Genomic DNA, 17,445 nt, shown 5'->3' with positions numbered 1-17,445 from the left:
GTCAGGCCGAAGGCGAGCAGCCGCCGCGCACGGCATCGCCGTCACGCCCGGCCCCGCCTTCGCGGTCTCCCCCGGCCACACGCCCGACGCCGTCAGGCTCGGGCTCGGGTCGGTTCCGGAGCCGGTTCTGCGGCGGGCGCTGCGCACGCTCGGGCACGTCGCCGCGCGGCGAGCCGGGGACCGTACCGGCCCGTGAGCCACGAGCCGAGCGCCACGGTCAGGCCGAAGGCGAGCAGCAGCCAGGACACCGTCGACAGGGTGGCCGTCAGGGCGTCGTAGACCGCGCCGGCGGCCGGGCGGTCGAGCGCGTCGGGCAGGTCGGCGAGGGTGAGGCGGCGGCCGATCGCGACGGCCAGGACGAGCAGTCCGCCGCCCAGGGCTGTGCCGAGGCCGAGCGCGGTGACCGCGCGGCGGCGGCACGCGGCGAGGGCGGTCCCGGCCACGGCGCACAGGGCGGCGGTGAGCGGCAGCCAGAAGGCGGCGGTGTCCAGCACGTGGTATCCCCTGCGCAGTCGGTCCACGTCGTCGGCCGGGAGCACCGGGACCCGGGTGTGCGGGACCGCGATGCGGTGGGCGATCGGCACGTGGTCGGCGGTGAGCCGGTGTTTGACCCGGGCGACGATCGGCGCGAGGTCGACGGTGACGGCGGACGCCCGGGTGCCGTCGTCGCGCAGGGCGCGCAGCACGGCGTCGTGGACGGCTCGGTTCGCCGCGTCCCAGCCGGTGCGGAACGCGTCGGTCCGGGTGAAGGAGCGCGCCGCGTCGTGCACGAAGGGTCCGACCGCGTCGCGCAGCGGCCCGGTGTCGAACTCGTGCCCGGCCTCCCGCATGACGCCGTCCCCGAGCGCGTCCGCGATCGCGCGCCGCACGTCCGGGTCGGCGGCGAGCGGCGCCATCGTACGGACGTAGCGGCCGGTGTCGGTCAGCCCGTGCGCCGCCCAGGAGGCGAGCGTCGCGAACGGCACGAGCAGGCACGCGAGGGCCAGCAGAACGGCCGACAGGGCGTCCCGCGGTCGGAAGGGCGCCTGTTCGGCCGGCGCCCGGTCGCACTCGGACACCCTTCCATGCAAGGTCCCACGGGCCCGGACCGCGACCGGCGTGACTGCATTCGGCCCTGGAATGCCAAGCCGAACGGGTCGTGCGGGTACCGAGTCAGTCGAGGCGCCGGCCGGCGGCGTCCTCGTGCGTGTAGTAGCGGTAGAACATCGCCACGAAGACGCCCACCCCGACCCCCACGCCCACCCCGGTGGACTGCAGCACGGACTCGCCGCTCTGGCTGTAGAGGAAGCCGATCGCGCAGCCGGTGAAGGCGAACCAGAGCAGCGCGTGCGCCTCGCGCCGCAGCCGCGGGGCGACCTGCCACACGGCCGCGAACAGCACGGCGAACACGAGAGCGGTGACGAAGCCGAACAGCAGGTTCCAGCCGGTGACGGGCCCGGCGTCGCGCCGGATGGCCGCGGCCCAGTAGCCGTAGACGAGCCCGAGGACGACGGGCACCGCCACCTTCGCCATCGCGTGGGTGCGCGGGCTGAAGACATCGGGTGTACGGGGTCGCCTGGTCACCTCGCGTGAGGCGGGTGCCGCATGAGCCATGAGCGCTCTCCTCTCTCCCTGCCCCTGCCTCCCAGGGCACACCGCCGGGAACCGCCTGGCAAGTCGGAGGGGGGCGAAGCCCCCGAAGGCGGACGTTTGGGGGCCTGGGGCCCTCCTTTGCAGCCGCAGCGGTTACCGTGCTGACGTACGTGATCGACAGGGGGAGGGACGAGATGCCCGGAACCGTGCTGCTGCTGGCGGCCTCGCCGGTGGGCAAGGGGCGTCTGGTCGACGCCGCGTCCGTGCTCCCCGTCCTGGCCGCCGTCCCGCCCGGTGTGCTGGCCGGCACGGACACCGCGAACGTCGTCGAACTCGCCGACCCGCTGGAGCCGCAGGCCGTGCTCACCCGGCTCCGCGCCGCCGCGGCGGCCCCCGGCCCGCTCACCGTGTACGTCACCGGCCAGCTCCAGCTCGACCGCCGCCAGCGCCTGCCCCACCTGGCGCTGGCCCGCACCACCGCGTCCACCGCCCGCTACACGGCCTTCCCCTGGCACTGGTTCCGGGACGAACTGCGCCTCAGACCGGCCGGCGCGACGACCCTCCTGCTCGACCTGCACGCGGACGCCGAGACCTGGGAGCTGCTGCGCGGCACCCCGCTGGACGCGGGCCGCGGCAACGCCGTGCACGGCCGCATCGCGCCCCCGCCGTCCAGACGCACGGTCGCGGCACCGGCGTACATGAAGGCCGTCGCGACGATCCTGCGCAGCGGGTTCCGGCCGCCGCTGGAGCAGTTGCACCAGCAGGCGCTGGCCCGGATCGCGCCGGAGAGCGCAGGCACCGACCTCGTGCTGAGCACGCCGGGCCCCACAGCCGGTGACCCGCACGCCGCCATCACCGCCGCCGTCCAGTCCGGCCGCCACGCCGACGCCGACGCGCTCGCCGCCCGGCACGAGCAGGCGGCCGTCGCCGCGCAGGGGCCCGCCTCGGAGGAGGCCCTGCACTGGGCCGAGGTCCGGGCCGACCTGGCCATGTTCGCGGGGGACGCGGGCCGCAGCTGCCACACCTGGCTGACGGTGGCCACCCTCCGTCTGAACGCCGGACAGGCGCCGGACGCGCCCGCCGTCGAGGCCGCCGTGGACCGCGCCCACCACCAGTGGGGCCAGGTCCGCGACCCCGCCCGCGCCCGCGAACTGGGCGCGGCGCTCGCCGAGTTGCGCGGCCGGGTCCCCGGGCGCCGCGAGGGGGCGCTCGACCATGTGCAGCGCCAGCTGCGGCAGTTGCAGACCCAGGCCTGAGCCGCGTGCGCCGTGTGCGCCTGGCGTGAAGGGGGGCGTGTCATCGCTTGCTCAGGTCGCGTCACAGGTCTGCCGCCGAGGCCTGACCCGGTGTCATGATGTCGGGATGACAGAGGGGGACGAAGTGGCTGTCTTAGGCGTGCGCGTCCGGTTGGGCGCCGGCGGGACCGTGGACGATGTCAGAGCACTGAAGACGTGGCTGGAGCGGGAAGAGCCGCTCGCGGAACTGCTGTCCGAGAAGAAGCTGAGCATCGAGGCGCAGACCAGCGCGGACGGGACCAAGGGGCGGCTGGGGCCCGACCTCGAACTCGTCCTCAAAGTGCTCGGTGACGTCGTCACGATCGCGGCGCTGACCGAGTACACCGCACGCGCGGTGAAGACCTGGACGAACAACCGCCGCAGGCTCCAGGGCGGCGATCCCCAGCCACAGATCCGCCCGCTGGACACCGACGGGGAGTAGGCCGGTGAGCCGCTTCGACCCGCGCGGCGAAGTGAACCGGGCGCTGCTGGTCGGTGTGTCCGAGTACGACCACACGGCACCGGATCCACAGGGCGTCACCGGCCAGCTCCCCGCCGTGCGGCACAACCGGAGGACACTCGAGGACGCGCTGCACCGGGGCAACGTGTTCGGTGCGCACGAGGTGCGGGCCCTGGCCTCGCCGACGCCGGACGAGTTCACGGGGGCACTGCGCCGCGCCTGCCAGGACGCCAGGGGACTGCTGCTGCTCTACTTCGCCGGGCACGCCGTCACCTCCACCTCCGGCAACGAGCTGCACCTCCAGCTGCGTACCGCCCGGGTGCTCACGGGCGACGGGCTGCCCGGCTCGGTGAGTTTCAGCGAGGTGCTGGGCGAACTCGTCGAGAGCCGCGCCCAGCAGGTGGTGGTGATCCTCGACTGCTGCTACGCGGGCAACGCCGCGGAGATCTGGCACCGCTTCGACGATCCGAAGCGGAAGAAGCACAAGGTCCTGCTGCTGATGAGCGTGCAGCCCAACCGCTGCATCCTGGGCGGCGACGCCGACGCCCCGACGCCGTTCACCCGGGAACTCGTGCACGTCCTCGACGAGGGCGGCGAGGTGTGGCTCTCCGAGCTGTACGCCGCGGTGAAGCAGCGGATGGCCGAGGCGAAGTACAAGGCGGAGGACGACGACTCGCAGCGGCCGCAGGCGCTGGCTCCCCCCTGGGACCCGGACACGGACGTGCTGCTGGCGGCGGGCCCGGTGATCGACCACCCGGACCCCCGGGTCGGCCTGCCCCAGCGCATGCTCCACCGGGCCCGGAAGGCCCTCGAACGGCTCGGCCGTACCGGCCTGGCGATGCTGCTGGCGCTGCTCGCCACCGGCGCCGGCGGCTACGGCGTCCTGGTCCTGACCGGCGACTCGGGCCCCTGCGCCCCGGCACTGGAGCTGCGTCTGCTCACCGACCCCGATCTGGAGCAGGCGATGCGGGCGGCCGCGGACGCCTACGTCGCCTCGGACGCCAACACCACGAAGAACGGCTGCCGGCGCAGCGGCGTCACCGTCTACAGCGCCGGTGCCGCGAGTGTGGTGACCGCGCTGGGCAAGCGGACGGACGCCTGGCAGCAGCCGCGCGACGACGACAACCCGCAGCGGGACATCGGCCCGCAGCCGGACGTGTGGATCCCGGGCACCGGCGCGGACGTCCGCCGGGTCGTCGCGGCGCAGGAGGACCGCTTCTTCGCCCGGCTGTACCCGGACACCGGGCCGTTCGCGTACTCGCCGGTCGTCCTGGCCGTCCCGGAGGGCCTGGACGACGCCGTGAAGCCCACCGGGCAGTCGCTGTCGCAGCTGGTCACCGGCCTCGAACAGGCGCCCGGCGAGGCCGAAGTGCACCGGCCCGACCCGGAGTTCGCCGACGCGGCGCTGCTGGCGACGACGGGCCTGTACCGAGGCGGAGCCGACGCCAGCGGCGCGGAACAGCACCTCACGCGGTCCGGCCGGCCCGAGCCCTCCGCCGCCAGGCTGCTGTGCACGCTGCCCGACGCCGACGCCGTGGACGACCGCAGCGCGGCCCTGGTCCCGGAGTTCCTGCTGCGCAGCGGCGTCGGCTGCCACCCGGCCACGCGCGCCCCGCGCTCCGCCGTCTACCCCGACGACGTCCCCGGTCTGGAGCCGACGTTCGTGCGGGTGCGCTGGGAGGACGGCGAGCGGGACGCCGACGCGCGGGACGCCGAGGTGGACCGCTTCCGCTCCTGGCTGACCGGCGACGAGGGCCGCGGAGTGCTCGGCGAGCAGGGCTTCAGGTCCGCGCACGGCGAGCGGCGGCTGCTGGCTGCGAAGTCGGCCCCCGAGGGGCTGATCGACGAGGTCCGTCCGGCGGGCTCCGCCGACCCGGCGGAGATGGACGAGGCACTGGAGCGCTACGGCAACGCGCACGGCCCCGGCCGGGTCCTGTTCCTCCTCGACAGCTCCGGCTCGATGGCCGGTCTGTGGGACGGCCCCAGCGGCGGCCCCGGCATCCTCAAGCAGACCCTGACCGGGCTCGGCGGGGAGGACGAGTACGGGGTGTGGGCCGTGCACGGTCTCAAGGGCCGTACGCACACCGACCTCCTGGGGTTCGGCACGCACGCCCGCCGGGAGGCCGAGCAGGCCCTGGACGCCGCCCGGGTGCGGGACGCGGAAGCCGACCCGTCCGCCGCCCTGCGCGACGCCCTGGCGTTCATGCGGGAACGTGGCGCCGACGACGAGCGGCCGCAGCTGATCGTGTACCTCACCGACGGCGAGGACGACAACCGCCTGACCGGCGACGCACTCGAGCGGGTGATCGACCGGGCCCGGACCGCCGGCGTGCCCATGACCATGGTGACCCTGAAGAACGGGGCCTGCGACCGGGACCGCCCCGGCACACGGATCGCGGAGGCCGGCCGGGGCCGCTGCCTGGACGCCGGGGACGACCTCGTGCCCGCCCTGCGCGACGAGGTCGCCCGCACCGGAACGGGGGAGGAATGATGGCCCGACGCCTGACGGCCGCCGCGCTGACCCTGCTGTCGCTGCTGACGTTCACGGCCTGCACCGACGGTGACGCGCAGCAGCAGCCGACGGGCACCGACCCCTCCCCCCGGATCGTGGTGGCCAGCGGCCAGGACGTCACGGGCAAGAACGGCATCCGCCAGCAGCTCATCGACGCCTGGAACGCCAAGGAGGGCGAACACGGCTACCGGGCCCGCCTGGTGGAGCTGCCCGGCTCCGCCGACCAGCAGCGCAGCCAGCTGCTCGGCGCGCTCCAGTCCGGCAGCGCCGAGTACGACGTGGTGAACCTGGACGTGACCTGGATCCCGGAGTTCGCCGACGCCGGCCTGATCCGGTCACTGAGCGACACGGCGGTCAAGGACCCCGAGGACCTGATCAAGTCCGTGGACAGCACGTCATATTGGGACGGCAAGCGGTACGCGGTCCCCTTCAACAGCGACGCCGGCCTGCTGTACTACCGCAAGGACCACCTGGTGAAGGCGAGTGCCTCCCGGACCGACCTCGGCGAAGACGTCAGCTGGGACGAACTGCGGGAACTGCTCGGCCCCCTCGACGACGCCGGGATCAAGGACTACGAGGCGATCTGGACCACCCAGCTCGCCCCCTACGAGGGCCGCACCGTCAACGCGATCGAGGCCTTCGCCTCGGCCGTACCCGGTTTCCGGATCACCGACGACGACGGCCAGTACGTCGCGACCGAGGAGCAGTTGACGGCGGGGGTGAGCGAACTGCGGGAGCGCACGGCGTCGCCGTACACCCTCGACGGGACCTCCGAGTTCCGCGAGGCCGAATCGCTCAGCGCCTTCGCCGAGGGCCGCACGACCTTCCTGCGGCACTGGCCGTACGTCTACCCGACCCTGCACGAGACCTTCGGGGACAGCCTCGGGGTGGCCCGGCTGCCCGGCAAGTCCGTGCTCGGCGGCCAGAACCTCGCCGTCACCTCCTCCACGTCCGAGCAGCGCGCCGCGAAGGCCGCCGAACTGATCGCGTTCCTCACCGACCCCGACAGCGAACGCTGCCTGCTGCGCGCCGGGTTCGCCGCGACCCGGACCTCGGCCTACCAGCAGCCCGGCACCGCCCCGGAGTGCGGGCACGCCCCCGCGTACGCCGAGGGCCCCTCGGCGTCGCCCGGCGGCGAGAGCACCGCCCGCCTGGCCCCCGACCGAATGGCCGACGGCACCAGCTACTCCCGCGACATCCTGCTCCCGGCCCTGAGCGAGGCGGTCCACCGCCCCCGCACTCCGCTCTACGGCGCGGTGACCCACACCATCACCACCGAACTCGACGCCCTGTACGGCCCGCCGAAGGGGCCGGGCGGAAGCCGGCCCGGTGACGCGGAGGTGGCGAAAAGCCTTGACGAGGCGCTGAAGGAAATTTTACCCGGTTGAATCTCCTCCCGGTGATGTTCACATTTCCTCCATTGCTTACGTGTGTCCCCGTGGGTAGCGTCGTTTTCGCACTGACCATGCAATTCAAAAAACGGGGATGAACTTCGTGACCATACGAAGCAAGGGAATTTCTGCTGTCATCACCTTCGCCATGACCGGCGCGCTGTGCGGCGTCGGGGCGCAGGCGGCACAGGCCGCTCCGGCCCAGCCGGAAGTGCGCGCCGGAGCGGACGAGATCTGCGCGGTCCTCGGGATCGGCAGCGGCGCGGCGGGCCTCACCAAGGCGCTCGCCAAGGGAGCCTCGTGGGTGGGCATCGGTGCCAGCATCGGGTGCTACGCCTACACCAAGGCCAAGGAGGCCACGCCGGCGGAGAGGCGGGCCGCGATGATCGCGTCCTACAAGAAGTACCAGGCGATGAGCGACATCAAGAAGCTCGATGCGCTGGGCTACTACTGCCGTAAGAAGAGCGGCGGTGGTGGCGGCACCGATGTCGCGCCCGCCAACCCGACCGTGAAGGTGGGGTACCGCGACATCAGGATGAAGGGCGTGACGTACAAGTGCACGGCGACCGGGGACTGACCGGCCGGCGCGGCCCGGGCTATGGAGAACGCCTGCTGTTCTCCATAGCGCTGGTCGTGGTGAGCCTGCTGTGGATTACACGGGACATGGCGACGTGGGCGACGGCGACCTGTGCGGTGGGCGCCGCCGGTGGAGCGGTCGGGGTTTGTTATTTCGGCTGGCGTTATATGCGCTCCCGCGAGAATTCGCAGTAGCTGAATTCGGTGGGTGAATTCACTCGCCGAATTCACACAGCTGTGGACATCGGGGGTCGCGGGCACGTGTCCGTGACCTCCACACGCACCCCACGCCCGTCCGGCCGCCGCGACATCAGCACCGCGGCACGCCGGTCGGGCGTGTGGCGTACGACGTTGGCGACCAGCTCCGTGAGGGCGATGCGGCGCAGGCGGGGGGCAGTTGCGTGATTCATGCCACCAGCCTGAAGTCGTGTGGTTACTCTCGGCTACAGACCGAAATGAACGCCGCGCCGCGTTCGGACCTGGGGGTGACCGCTTCATGCCCAACATCCGCCGACTCGACCCCACCGCCTCGCCGTTGGACTACTTCGGCTCGGAGCTCCGCCGGTACCGGGAGAGCGCGGGGCTGTCCCAGAAGGAACTCGGGGACTGCATCTTCTGCACAGGCTCGTTGGTGGGCCAGATCGAGACCGCGCACAAGGTCCCGACCAGGGAGTTCGCGGAGCGGGCGGACGTGGCCCTGTTGACCGACGGGTTCTTCTCGCGGTTGGTGGGGTTGGTTCTGCGCAGTCGGTTGCCGACGTGGTTCCAACAGTTCGCGGAGTTGGAAGCGCGGGCCGAGTACATCTCGACGTACCAGGCACAGATGATTTACGGCCTTCTCCAGACGGAGGAGTACGCCCGCGCCGTGCTTGCGACAGGCATGCCGGACAAGCTCGACGAGCTGGTCGCCGCCCGCATGGAACGCCAGCGCATCCTGGTTCGCGAGAAGCCGCCGATGTCCTGGGTGATCCTGGACGAGGCCGCCTTGTACCGGCCGATCGGTGGGCGCGAGGTCATGCGCCGACAACTCGCACACCTGCTGAGCTTCGCCGAGCGCCGGTGGGTGCGTATCCAGGTGCTGCCGTACGAGGCAGGGGAACACGCCAGCCTGATCGGGTCGTTCACCAGCCTCCGCTTCGACGACGACCCGGAGATCATCTACACCGAGGACCTCATCTCCGGCCACATGACGGCCAACCCTGACACTGTCAGGGAAGCCGCGCTCCGTTACGCTCACTTGCAGGCAGCAGCCCTCTCCGTAAAGGATTCGGCAGTACTGATCAACCGCGTGATGGAGGAGCGTTATGGGGAGCAGCAAGGACCTGACCAACGCGCGGTGGCGTAAGTCGTCGTACAGCGGCAACACCGGCGGCGAATGCATAGAGGTCGCCGACCTCGGAGCCCCCGGCGTCGCCCTGCGCGACTCCAAGAACCCCGAGGTCGGGATCCTCACCCTCTCGCCGGAGGCTTACGCCGCCTTCGTGGGCTACGTCAGCGCGTGAAGACGAAGTACTTCCACGTGCCGTACGTCGTCGTGTTGACGTTGTCGCCCGACTTCGTGTCGACGTAGGACGAGCGGATCCGGAAACGCGGACCGACGGGCGGCGTGCCGTCGAGCGTCACCGCGTCCTTGCCGTAGCGGTCCAGGGCGAAGTAGTCCGTGGTCATGGTGCGCCACGCGCCGTCCGAGTACTGCTGGACCCGGAGCTGGTGCTTGCGGCCCGGGTACATCGACATCGTCGTGTTGTGGACCGGGTCCTTGGACTGGCGGAAGTAGTAGTACTTCTGCTTCCAGGCGGTGGCCGACTTGTAGTAGCCGCTCAGGGACGTCGAGATCTTGACCTTGGTGTAAACCGAGTTGGTGACCGTCTTCGGCGCGTACCGCGTGTCGCCCGTGGACTTCGCGCTGACCTTCGTGTCACGGGTCAGGTGGACCGTCGCCGACAGATCACCGGCCGAGTCGACCTTGCCCTTCTTCACCAGCGTGCTCGGCTTGTCGGAGCCGTACGGGTCGGCCCAGATCTCGACCGTGCGGTTCTTGTACGTCGTGCCGAGGTGCGCCGTGAAGGTGACGTCACGGCCGTAGCCGTACACCTTGCCGTTGTTGTCCAGCGTCAGCGTGGTCGCCGTCTTCGCCACGGTCGTCGATGCGGAGGCCGTGGCGCCCGCGCGGTTCGCGTCGCCCGCGTACCCGACCGAGTACGTCACCTTGCCACCGGCCGGAGGCTTGTCCGTGAAGGAGTACGAGCCGTCGGCGGCGACCGTCGCCGTGCCGAGCGGCTTGCCGGACGTGGACTCGTCGTCGGTGCGGGTGACGGAGACCTTCGTGCCCGCCGGGAACGCCGCCGACGAGGACAGCGTGCCGGTGAGGGTGAGGGACTTGGCGCGGGTGGCCGTGGCGGGGGCGGTCGCCGTGAGGGTGGTCGAGGCCTTGGCGGGGGCGTCCAGGACCCGCAGCGAGTAGACGTTGTCGTCGTTCTGCGAGATCGCGAACAGCTTGCTCTCGTCGGGCGCCCAGGCCAGGCCCGCCGGAGCCAGGGTGTCGGCGCCGCTGCTGGTGCCCGTGTTGGGGAAGTCGTACTGCTTCAGCGGTATCGAGGTGCCCGGCTTGAAGACATGGACGTCCGGGTCGTACCAGGAGAACGTGCCCGCCGCGACGTCGCCGCCCGGGGCGATGTCCACCGCGTTCGGGTAGGTGTTGGTGACGTACTTGCCGTCCGCGGACAGGTCGGTGAGCTTGTAGACCGGCTGGAAGTACGGGGCGCCGCTGGCCGTGACGACGTCCTTGCCGTCCGGCGTGACCGCGAGGTCCTGGAGGTTGCCGCCGCCGGTGTCGCCCGGGTCCCAGGCGTACGCGGTACGGGTCGCCTTCCGGGAGGAGACGTCGTACACGGCGAGTTCGATCGGGCTCTGGCCCGGCGAGCCCGCGACGAGCGTGCCCGGGGCGCCCGCGGAGGCGTCCAGGATCGGGGCCTCGTAGAAGGTGCGGCTGGTGTCCTGGCCCAGGGTGACGACCGAGTCGGCGGTGTCCGGGTCGAGCGAGCCGATGTTGCCCTCGCCGCCGTCGCCGTAGCTGAACCACAGCCTGCCGCCGGTCAGGGCCACGTACGCCGGGCCGCCGCCCTGGCCCGTGGACCAGCGGCGGGTCTCGGTCGCCTTCGCCGTGTCGATCGCGACGACCGCGTCCCCGTCGTGCAGGGCCGCGTACAGCGTGCCCGAGTCGGGTGACAGCTCCAGGCCCTGGACGCCGGGCAGCGAGCCGACGGTGGCGACGACCTTGCCCGCGTAGTCGGTGACGACGACCTGGCCGGCCGTCGGATCGCTGATGAAGACGCGCTGGTGGACCCCGTCGACGACGATGTCGCCGGTCGACTTCACGGGCAGGAGCGCGCTGGAGTCGGCCGCCGCCGAGCCGGCACCGGCCGCGAGGAGCGTGACCGAGCCGAAGAGGACCGCGAGCGCCGTCGCGGTCGAGAGAGTGCGTCTGTGCACGGTTTTCGAACCCCCCGGAACGAAAGTGATCAGCAGGAAGAAGCGATCAGCCTGTGCAGGCTAGAACACCCCACTGACACACGGGAACCGGATATCAAGGCGTTGGCTTGAAGGGGCAGTTGGGGCGTGGCGGCACCCCCGCGTCAGCGGCTGTCCGCGACCGTCCGCGCGCCCTGCTGGGGCTCCTCCGCTCTCGCCGGCCCCGCGTTCGCCGCGAGCAGTAGGGTCGCGACAGCGACGACGGCCGCGGCGAAACCTCGGGCGTACCGCTCGGCGGTGCGTGTGCGTTCGAGCACGGCGACCTCGCAACAGGGGCGGTGGCTATGACAGCAGCGTGTTAAGCACGCTTAACTCTCGGTTTAACCTAGGGGCTGTCCGAGCCGAACGGCAAGAGGGGCAGGGGGAGCCGGCGTGGGGGAGCGTGACGATCCGGGGACCATCGGGCGCCGGGTGCAGCGATTGCGTGTCGAACAGGGGCTGACTCAGCGGCAGTTGGCGGAACCCGTGTACACCCCCGCCTACATCTCCACCCTGGAGTCGGGCCGGGTGCGGCCCTCCGACGACGCCCTGCGGCATCTCGCCGGACGGCTCGGCGTCGCCTTCGACGAACTCGCCACCGGCCGTTCGGCGCGGCGCGTGACCGAGCTGCGGCTGCGGCTGACCGAGGCCCAGCGCGTCTTCGCCGTCGGTGACGCCGAGGCGGCGGCGGAGCAGTACGCCGAGCTGCTCGTCGAGGCCGAGACACAGGGGCTGGCCGGGGAACAGGCCGCCGCGCTGCTCGGGCTCGGCGAGTGCGCCCTGGAGACGGGCGAGCTCGTGGCGGGCCGGCAGTACTTCGAGCGGGCCGAGGCCCATCTCGCCGGCGCGCCGCTGCCCGCCCGGGTCCCGGCGCTGCGCGGGCGGGCCGTCGCGCACTACCTCGCCGGTGAACTCCGGTACGCCGTCTATCTGCTGGAGACCACCCTCGATGAGCTGAACCGCGGCGGGCTGCACGATCCCGACGCGCTCCTGCTGCTCTACGCCAGCGCCATCGGGCCCTACATGGACATGGGCGCGCACGCCCGCGCCGCCCAGGCCGCCGAGTTCGCCCTGGCGCTCGCCCCGCAGTGCGGCGACCCGGCCCTGGTCGCGCGCATGCACCGGTCGGTCGCCCGCACCCTGGTCGCCGAGGGCCGTCTCGCCGAGGCCGACGCCTCGCTGGCCAAGGCCGCCGAGCTGTACCGGGGCCTGCAGATCCGCACCGAACTCGCCAACTGCCACTGGATGCGCGGCTACGTCTACGCCCAGGACGGCCAACTGGAGCGGGCCGAGAGCGAGTTGCGGGAGGCCCTCGGCATGCTGTCGGCCAAGCGCGCCGCCCTCTACAGCAGCCAGGTCGCCGTCGAGCTGGCCGACGTGCTGCACCGGCGCGGGAAGTCCGACGAGGCGGCGGCCCTGCTGCACGGCGTCCTCGACGACCTGTCCTCCGAGCGCGGGGCCGTCCACTCCGCCGCCGCGCACCGCCTCCTCGGCATCATCGCCGAGGACGCCCGCCGCACCGAGGACGCCGAGGAGCACTACGTCCGCGCCCTGAGCCTGCTGGAGCGGGCCGGAGCCGCGGGTGACCTGGCCGACCTGTGCCGGCTGCTGGGCGACCTGCTGCGCCGCACCGGTCGGGTGGAGGCCGCCCTGGACGCCTACCGGACGGGCCTCGGGCACCGTACGGCTCCCGGAACCACCACCCTCGGACCCGCGCCCGCCCAGCCCCCGCTGTGAGGAGACAGCGGGTACGGCAGCCGGACAACCCGCACGACAAGCGCTGAGACCAGGCCGGGGCGACGGGCCCGGCGCAGGGGTTTCGCACCTCCCGCCACGGGTAGTCGGGCGACGATTCCGGGAGGACCGGTGCGGGTCGTCCCGGGCGGGTGGTTGTGCTCCGGCCCACCCTCGCGTCCGTGGCAGGGCGCCCCGGAAGAGCGTCGACAGTGAAGGCCGGTGATGAAGGAGGCGGTGGTCGTGCGGCCCAGGGACGATCCCCCAGGCGCCCCCGGCGGCGATCCCGGTCCGCGCCGCGCCGGGGGCGGTGACCTGGACCTGGACGGGATCCGGGCCGCCGATGTGATCGCCAGGGGCGTGCGCGGCGTCGAGCCCGGCGAAGTCCCGGGACGGCTGTGCGAGGTGGCGGTCGAGCTGCTGCCGGTGATCGGCGCGAGTGTGTCGCTGCGCAGCGAGGGCATGCCCGTCCAGCTCAGTGCCAGCAGCGCGCAGGCCGCGCGCCTGGCGCAGATGCAGGCGACGCTGGGCGACGGCCCCTGCCAGAGCGTGCTGGCGGAGGGGGCGCCCGTGTTCGCCTGCGATCTGACGAGCGGCCGGGACGCGGGCCGCTGGCCGGTCTTCGCCCAGCAGGCGACGGAGGCCGGGGTGCGGGCGGTGTACGCGGTGCCGCTGGGCAGCGACGCGGTGTGCGTGGGCACCCTGGACCTGTACCGCGACCGCCCGGGCGTGCTCACCGACCGCCAAGTGCACGTGGCCCGGCTCGTGGCCGGTGTGATGACGGTGGCCCTGATGGCACTGCCCCGCGAGACCGAGGCCGCGCCGCGGGACGAGGAGCCCTGGCTGAGCGGGCTGGCCGCGGACCACGACGAGGTCTACCAGGCCGTCGGCATGATCATGGCGCAGCTCGGCGTCGGCGCCGACGACGCGCTCGCGCGGCTGCGGGCGGACGCCTTCGCGCGCGGCTGCACGGCCGTCGACGTGGCCCGTGACGTGATCGCCCACCGCAGGCGCTTCGAGCAGTAGACCCGCTGCCGATCCGGAACCGGGCTCTCAGATCCGGGCCCGCGCCTGCTTCGTGATCTCGGCCAGGCGCCGCGCCCCGAGTTTCACCGTCTGCTGCGTGACCTCCGCGTCCACCTCGTCGAGCCCGGCGTTGGTGAGCGTGATCGTCTCCTCCCCGACCCGCACGGCCGCGAGGTCCATCGTGAGGTACGTCAGCTCCCCGTCCTCCGTCTCGCCGGCCAGGGTGACCCGCAGGGCCTGCCGGGCGTCTCCCACCGGCGGCAGCGGCATGTCGCCGACCTGGACGGACTGGGCGACGCCGCGCGTGGTCGCGGCCGTGAACTCGCCGCACTTCCCCGGCAGCGACTTCAGCCAGGCCAGGGTGCGGTCGACGTCCGCCGGCGGATGGGCGGCGATCTGGTAGCGCACCTGGGCGTCGGTGTCGGCGTCGTCGAACGCGGCCGTCGCCCGCGGCCCGGCCGGGGTGCCGAAGAGCTCCTCCGAGTAGAGGGCGTCGAGCAGCCGCTGGCAGTCGGGGTCCTTCGTGGTCGACTTGAGCAGCCCGTCCCGCCAGGTCCTGGCACCCTGCGTCGGTCCCCACGGCTCCCCCAGGTCGGCGTTGGTGATCAGCGCCGCCTGGGCCTGGGCCTCGGTGAGACCGGACCCGGAGCTCGCGGGCCGCTCGACGGCGGGTGACGCCCCGGTGCCGGTCGGGGAGGCGGAGAACCAGCGTGGCCGCGGCTCGTCCTCGACGGAACAGGCGGCCGTGGCCGGCAGGGCGGTCACGGACAGCGCGCAGGCGAGGACCGCGCGGGCACCTGGGCCACGCCGGCCGGCCGGAGTGTGGGGCATCGGGGGCCTCCTGCGGGAAGTTCATGGAGGTGCCTCCCGACGGGGCGGGCTCTCCAAGATCGGGTACGTGCTCCTACGGCACCACCGCGGCGGTCGGCACACCAGTGCGACGGGCTGTTCGGGTGAGGGAGGCGTGCGCACTGCGGGCACCGCGAAAAGCAGTGGCCCCGCTGGCCCCACCCCTATTACGGTCACTCCCATGCAGCGCGCCCAGCCGTACCCGTCTCTCACGACGACGCCGGAGAGTGTCCCGGCGCGCTGACAGCTGACGCAGATGTCTTCAAGCCCCGGGGCGAGTGCCCGGGGTTTTTCGCGTGGTGCTCGCCCTCCGACCCGAGGAGCCCACCATGCACGACCACCGACGGCTCGGCCGTGAACTGAACCTCTTCGACACCGACCCGCTGATGGGCGCGGGGCTGCCGTACTGGCTGCCCGACGGCGCGATCGTGCGGCACGCCCTGGAGGAGTACATCCGTGAGGCGGAACAGCGGGCCGGCTACCGGCACGTGTACTCGCCCGTCCTCGGCAAACGCGAGCTGTACGAGATCTCCGGGCACTGGGACCACTACAGCGAGGACATGTTCCCGCCGATGGACCTCGGCTCGGAACAGGTCCTGCTGCGCCCGAGCCTGTGCCCCCACCACGCCCTGATCTACCGCTCCCGCTCCCACAGCTACCGCGAACTTCCCCTACGCATGGCCGAGTTGGGCGGCATGTACCGCTCGGAGCTGTCCGGCGTCCTCGGCGGCCTGACCCGGGTGCGGGCCATCACCCTCAACGACGCGCACATCTTCTGCACCCTGGAGCAGGCCGTCGAGGAGGCGCGGGCCGCGCTGGAGCTGATCGGCCGGGCCTACGCGGACCTCGGCATCCGCGCGGTCCGCCACCGTCTCTCCCTGCCGGGCGAGGGCGGCAAGTACGTGGCGGACCCGGACCTGTGGCGGCGGGCCACCGCCCTGCTGCGCGAGGTCCTGGACGGCTCCGGCATCCCCTACGAGGCCGCCGAGGGCGAGGCGGCCTTCTACGGCCCGAAGATCGACGTGCAGATCGCCGACCCGGCCGGGCGGGAGTCCACCCTGTCCACCGTCCAGATCGACTTCCACCAGCCCGAACGCTTCGACCTGCACTACATCGGCCCCGACGGGGCCAAGCACCGCCCGGTCATGGTGCACCGCAGCATCATCGGCAGCGTCGAGCGCGCGGTCGCCCACCTCGTCGAGGCCCACGGCGGGGCCTTCCCGCCCTGGCTGGCCCCGGTGCAGCTGGTGGTGCTCCCGGTGGGCGAGGAACAGGCGGACCGTGCCTGCGAACTCGTCGGCCGTGCCCGTGACCTCGGCCTGCGCGCCGAGGTCTCCGGCCCCGAGCAGGGCACCCTCGCCGCGCGCGTCCGGGAGGCCCGGCTGGTCCCGTACCAGGCGGTGATCGGCGGGCGGGAGGCCGAAGCGGACCAGGTGGCACCGCGCCTGCGGGACGGGCGACGGCTGGGGGCACTGCCCGCCGCCGCGTTCCTGCGCGGGGTCGCGGACCGGGTGGCGGCGCGCGGCACCGAGTTGTGGGAGGCGGCGCAGGAGCGGGTTCGCCCGTAGGCGGAGGTGCCGCAGGCCATAGGGTCGATCGTGCGAAAGCCAGTGCGGGAACAGTGGAAGGAGCCACCGCCGTGACGGACGGGCAGCGTATTCCGGTGATCATCGACTGCGACACGGGCGTCGACGACGCCCTCGCCCTGCTGTTCGCCGTACGGCATCCGGCGCTCGACGTGCGGGCGATCACCTGCGTGGCCGGGAACACGGACGTGGACGGCGTGGTCCGCAACACCCTGACCGTGCTGGAGGTGGCCGGTGCCGGTGACATTCCCGTGGCCCGGGGCGCCGAGCGGCCGCTCATCGAACCCGTGCGGACGGCGCGGCATGTGCACGGGCATGACGGGATGGGGGACCTGGGGCTGCCCGCGCCGACCCGGGTGCCGGTCGACGTGGACGCGGTGACGCTGCTGCGGCGCGAGATCCTCGCCTCGCCGAGGCCGGTCACGCTGATCCCCACGGCGCCCCTGACGAACATCGCGCTGCTGCTGCGGACGCACCCGGAGGTGACCCGCAACATCGAGCGGATCGTGTTCATGGGCGGCGCGGTGGCGACCGGGAACGCCACGCCGGTCGCGGAGTTCAACGTGTGGCACGACCCGGAGGCGGCGGCGGTGCTGCTCACGGCGGGGGTGCCGATCACGATGTACGGGCTGGACGTGTTCAAGCGGGTCCTGGTGCCGGCGGCCGATGTCCAGCGCCTGCGCGCGGGCACGGACCCCAGCCTCCGCCTGGCCGGCGAACTCCTCGCCCACCGCGACCCGGCCACCTCGGGGGATCCCACCCCGACGGGCGGGCTCGGCGACGCGGGCGCGGTGTGCGCGGTGGTCGACCCGGGCGGCCTGACCACCGAGCGGCTGCCGGTCGAGGTCGCCCTCGCCCCCGGACCCACCCGCGGCCAGACGATCGTCGACCGCCGCCCGCTCCCCGGCGAGAGCGAGATCCACGAGGGAACCCGCGCCCAGCCCCTGGTGGACGT

The 17,445-nt window shown here is 72.7% G+C and carries 16 protein-coding genes and 1 pseudogene; 12 read left to right on the top strand and 5 right to left on the bottom strand.

The window, feature by feature from the left end; translation table 11 throughout:
• Positions 1-196: pseudogene (locus tag CCL05_RS46360) on the top strand (PLP-dependent aminotransferase family protein); the annotation flags it as partial.
• A 956-nt stretch (positions 197-1,152) separates the two neighbouring features.
• Here the strand turns inward: CCL05_RS46360 and CCL05_RS22470 are convergent.
• Complete coding sequence (locus tag CCL05_RS22470) at positions 1,153-1,593, bottom strand: hypothetical protein (protein WP_086562280.1); 441 nt, start codon at positions 1,591-1,593, stop codon at positions 1,153-1,155.
• A 173-nt stretch (positions 1,594-1,766) separates the two neighbouring features.
• Between CCL05_RS22470 and CCL05_RS22465 the strand changes: the two genes are divergently transcribed.
• From CCL05_RS22465 to CCL05_RS22445, 5 genes are all read left to right on the top strand, one after another.
• Entirely contained in the window at positions 1,767-2,828 is a 1,062-nt protein-coding gene (locus tag CCL05_RS22465; RefSeq protein WP_086562279.1) for a serine/threonine-protein kinase, read from the top strand.
• A 169-nt stretch (positions 2,829-2,997) separates the two neighbouring features.
• Entirely contained in the window at positions 2,998-3,288 is a 291-nt protein-coding gene (locus CCL05_RS22460) for a hypothetical protein (RefSeq protein ID WP_086562282.1), read from the top strand.
• 4 nt (positions 3,289-3,292) lie between these two features.
• Positions 3,293-5,797 carry a caspase family protein gene (locus CCL05_RS22455; protein WP_086562278.1) on the top strand — a complete coding sequence of 835 codons (2,505 nt, stop codon included), beginning with the start codon at positions 3,293-3,295 and terminating at the stop codon, positions 5,795-5,797.
• A complete protein-coding gene (locus CCL05_RS22450; RefSeq protein ID WP_086562277.1) occupies positions 5,797-7,206 on the top strand; it encodes an extracellular solute-binding protein in 1,410 nt (469 codons plus the stop codon). The genes CCL05_RS22455 and CCL05_RS22450 overlap by 1 nt, the downstream gene beginning before the upstream one ends.
• A gap of 97 nt (positions 7,207-7,303) precedes the next feature.
• Positions 7,304-7,786, top strand: a complete 483-nt coding sequence (locus tag CCL05_RS22445) for a hypothetical protein (protein ID WP_086562276.1) — start codon at positions 7,304-7,306, stop codon at positions 7,784-7,786.
• A 226-nt stretch (positions 7,787-8,012) separates the two neighbouring features.
• Here CCL05_RS22445 and CCL05_RS45635 read toward each other — a convergent pair whose 3' ends face one another.
• On the bottom strand, positions 8,013-8,195 hold the full coding sequence (locus CCL05_RS45635) for an ATP-binding protein (RefSeq protein ID WP_107400502.1): 183 nt from the start codon (positions 8,193-8,195) through the stop codon (positions 8,013-8,015).
• A gap of 86 nt (positions 8,196-8,281) precedes the next feature.
• Here CCL05_RS45635 and CCL05_RS22435 point away from each other — a divergent pair, with 86 nt between their 5' ends.
• Both CCL05_RS22435 and CCL05_RS22430 read left to right on the top strand, forming a co-directional pair.
• Positions 8,282-9,130, top strand: coding sequence for a helix-turn-helix domain-containing protein (locus tag CCL05_RS22435; protein ID WP_086562274.1), 849 nt, complete (start codon positions 8,282-8,284; stop codon positions 9,128-9,130).
• A complete protein-coding gene (locus tag CCL05_RS22430) occupies positions 9,090-9,287 on the top strand; it encodes a DUF397 domain-containing protein (RefSeq protein ID WP_086562273.1) in 198 nt (65 codons plus the stop codon). The genes CCL05_RS22435 and CCL05_RS22430 overlap by 41 nt, the downstream gene beginning before the upstream one ends.
• Here the strand turns inward: CCL05_RS22430 and CCL05_RS22425 are convergent.
• The gene (locus tag CCL05_RS22425; RefSeq protein WP_086562272.1) at positions 9,277-11,277 is read right to left on the bottom strand and encodes an Ig-like domain-containing protein; all 2,001 of its coding nucleotides are present in this window, start codon (positions 11,275-11,277) and stop codon (positions 9,277-9,279) included. The two genes, CCL05_RS22430 and CCL05_RS22425, sit on opposite strands and share 11 nt — an antisense overlap.
• A 143-nt stretch (positions 11,278-11,420) precedes the next feature.
• The gene (locus CCL05_RS45280; protein ID WP_167409595.1) at positions 11,421-11,573 is read right to left on the bottom strand and encodes a hypothetical protein; all 153 of its coding nucleotides are present in this window, start codon (positions 11,571-11,573) and stop codon (positions 11,421-11,423) included.
• Between the two features lie 115 nt (positions 11,574-11,688).
• Here CCL05_RS45280 and CCL05_RS22420 point away from each other — a divergent pair, with 115 nt between their 5' ends.
• Positions 11,689-13,032, top strand: coding sequence for a helix-turn-helix domain-containing protein (locus CCL05_RS22420; RefSeq protein ID WP_086562271.1), 1,344 nt, complete (start codon positions 11,689-11,691; stop codon positions 13,030-13,032).
• Positions 13,033-13,266: 234 nt separating this feature from the next.
• Entirely contained in the window at positions 13,267-14,055 is a 789-nt protein-coding gene (locus tag CCL05_RS22415) for a GAF and ANTAR domain-containing protein (protein ID WP_086562281.1), read from the top strand.
• Positions 14,056-14,082: 27 nt separating this feature from the next.
• Here the strand turns inward: CCL05_RS22415 and CCL05_RS22410 are convergent, their stop codons facing one another.
• A complete protein-coding gene (locus tag CCL05_RS22410) occupies positions 14,083-14,886 on the bottom strand; it encodes a hypothetical protein (RefSeq protein ID WP_086562270.1) in 804 nt (267 codons plus the stop codon).
• A 317-nt stretch (positions 14,887-15,203) separates the two neighbouring features.
• On the opposite strand from CCL05_RS22410, the gene thrS reads away from it, so the two are divergent.
• Positions 15,204-16,472 (top strand): threonine--tRNA ligase, encoded by a 1,269-nt coding sequence (gene thrS / locus CCL05_RS22405; protein WP_279629945.1) that lies wholly within the window; start codon positions 15,204-15,206, stop codon positions 16,470-16,472.
• A gap of 71 nt (positions 16,473-16,543) precedes the next feature.
• On the top strand, positions 16,544-17,445 hold a 902-nt coding region (locus CCL05_RS22400; RefSeq protein WP_107400501.1), incomplete at its 3' end, for a nucleoside hydrolase.

The sequence above is a fragment of the Streptomyces africanus genome (assembly GCF_002150735.1).
GTDB lineage: Bacteria > Actinomycetota > Actinomycetes > Streptomycetales > Streptomycetaceae > Streptomyces > Streptomyces africanus.
The sequence above is the reverse complement of the archived record's forward strand: the minus strand, read 5'-3'. Positions and strand labels throughout refer to the sequence as shown.

What these genes read in the sequence shown, in the direction of transcription:
- CCL05_RS22470 (WP_086562280.1), bottom strand. Translation starts at nt 1,593, where the DNA reads ATGGCTCATGCGGCACCCGCCTCACGCGAGGTGACCAGGCGACCCCGT.
- CCL05_RS22465 (WP_086562279.1), top strand. Translation starts at nt 1,767, where the DNA reads ATGCCCGGAACCGTGCTGCTGCTGGCGGCCTCGCCGGTGGGCAAGGGG.
- CCL05_RS22450 (WP_086562277.1), top strand. Translation starts at nt 5,797, where the DNA reads ATGGCCCGACGCCTGACGGCCGCCGCGCTGACCCTGCTGTCGCTGCTG.
- CCL05_RS22445 (WP_086562276.1), top strand. Translation starts at nt 7,304, where the DNA reads ATGAACTTCGTGACCATACGAAGCAAGGGAATTTCTGCTGTCATCACC.
- CCL05_RS45635 (WP_107400502.1), bottom strand. Translation starts at nt 8,195, where the DNA reads ATGAATCACGCAACTGCCCCCCGCCTGCGCCGCATCGCCCTCACGGAG.
- CCL05_RS22435 (WP_086562274.1), top strand. Translation starts at nt 8,282, where the DNA reads ATGCCCAACATCCGCCGACTCGACCCCACCGCCTCGCCGTTGGACTAC.
- CCL05_RS22430 (WP_086562273.1), top strand. Translation starts at nt 9,090, where the DNA reads ATGGGGAGCAGCAAGGACCTGACCAACGCGCGGTGGCGTAAGTCGTCG.
- CCL05_RS22410 (WP_086562270.1), bottom strand. Translation starts at nt 14,886, where the DNA reads ATGCCCCACACTCCGGCCGGCCGGCGTGGCCCAGGTGCCCGCGCGGTC.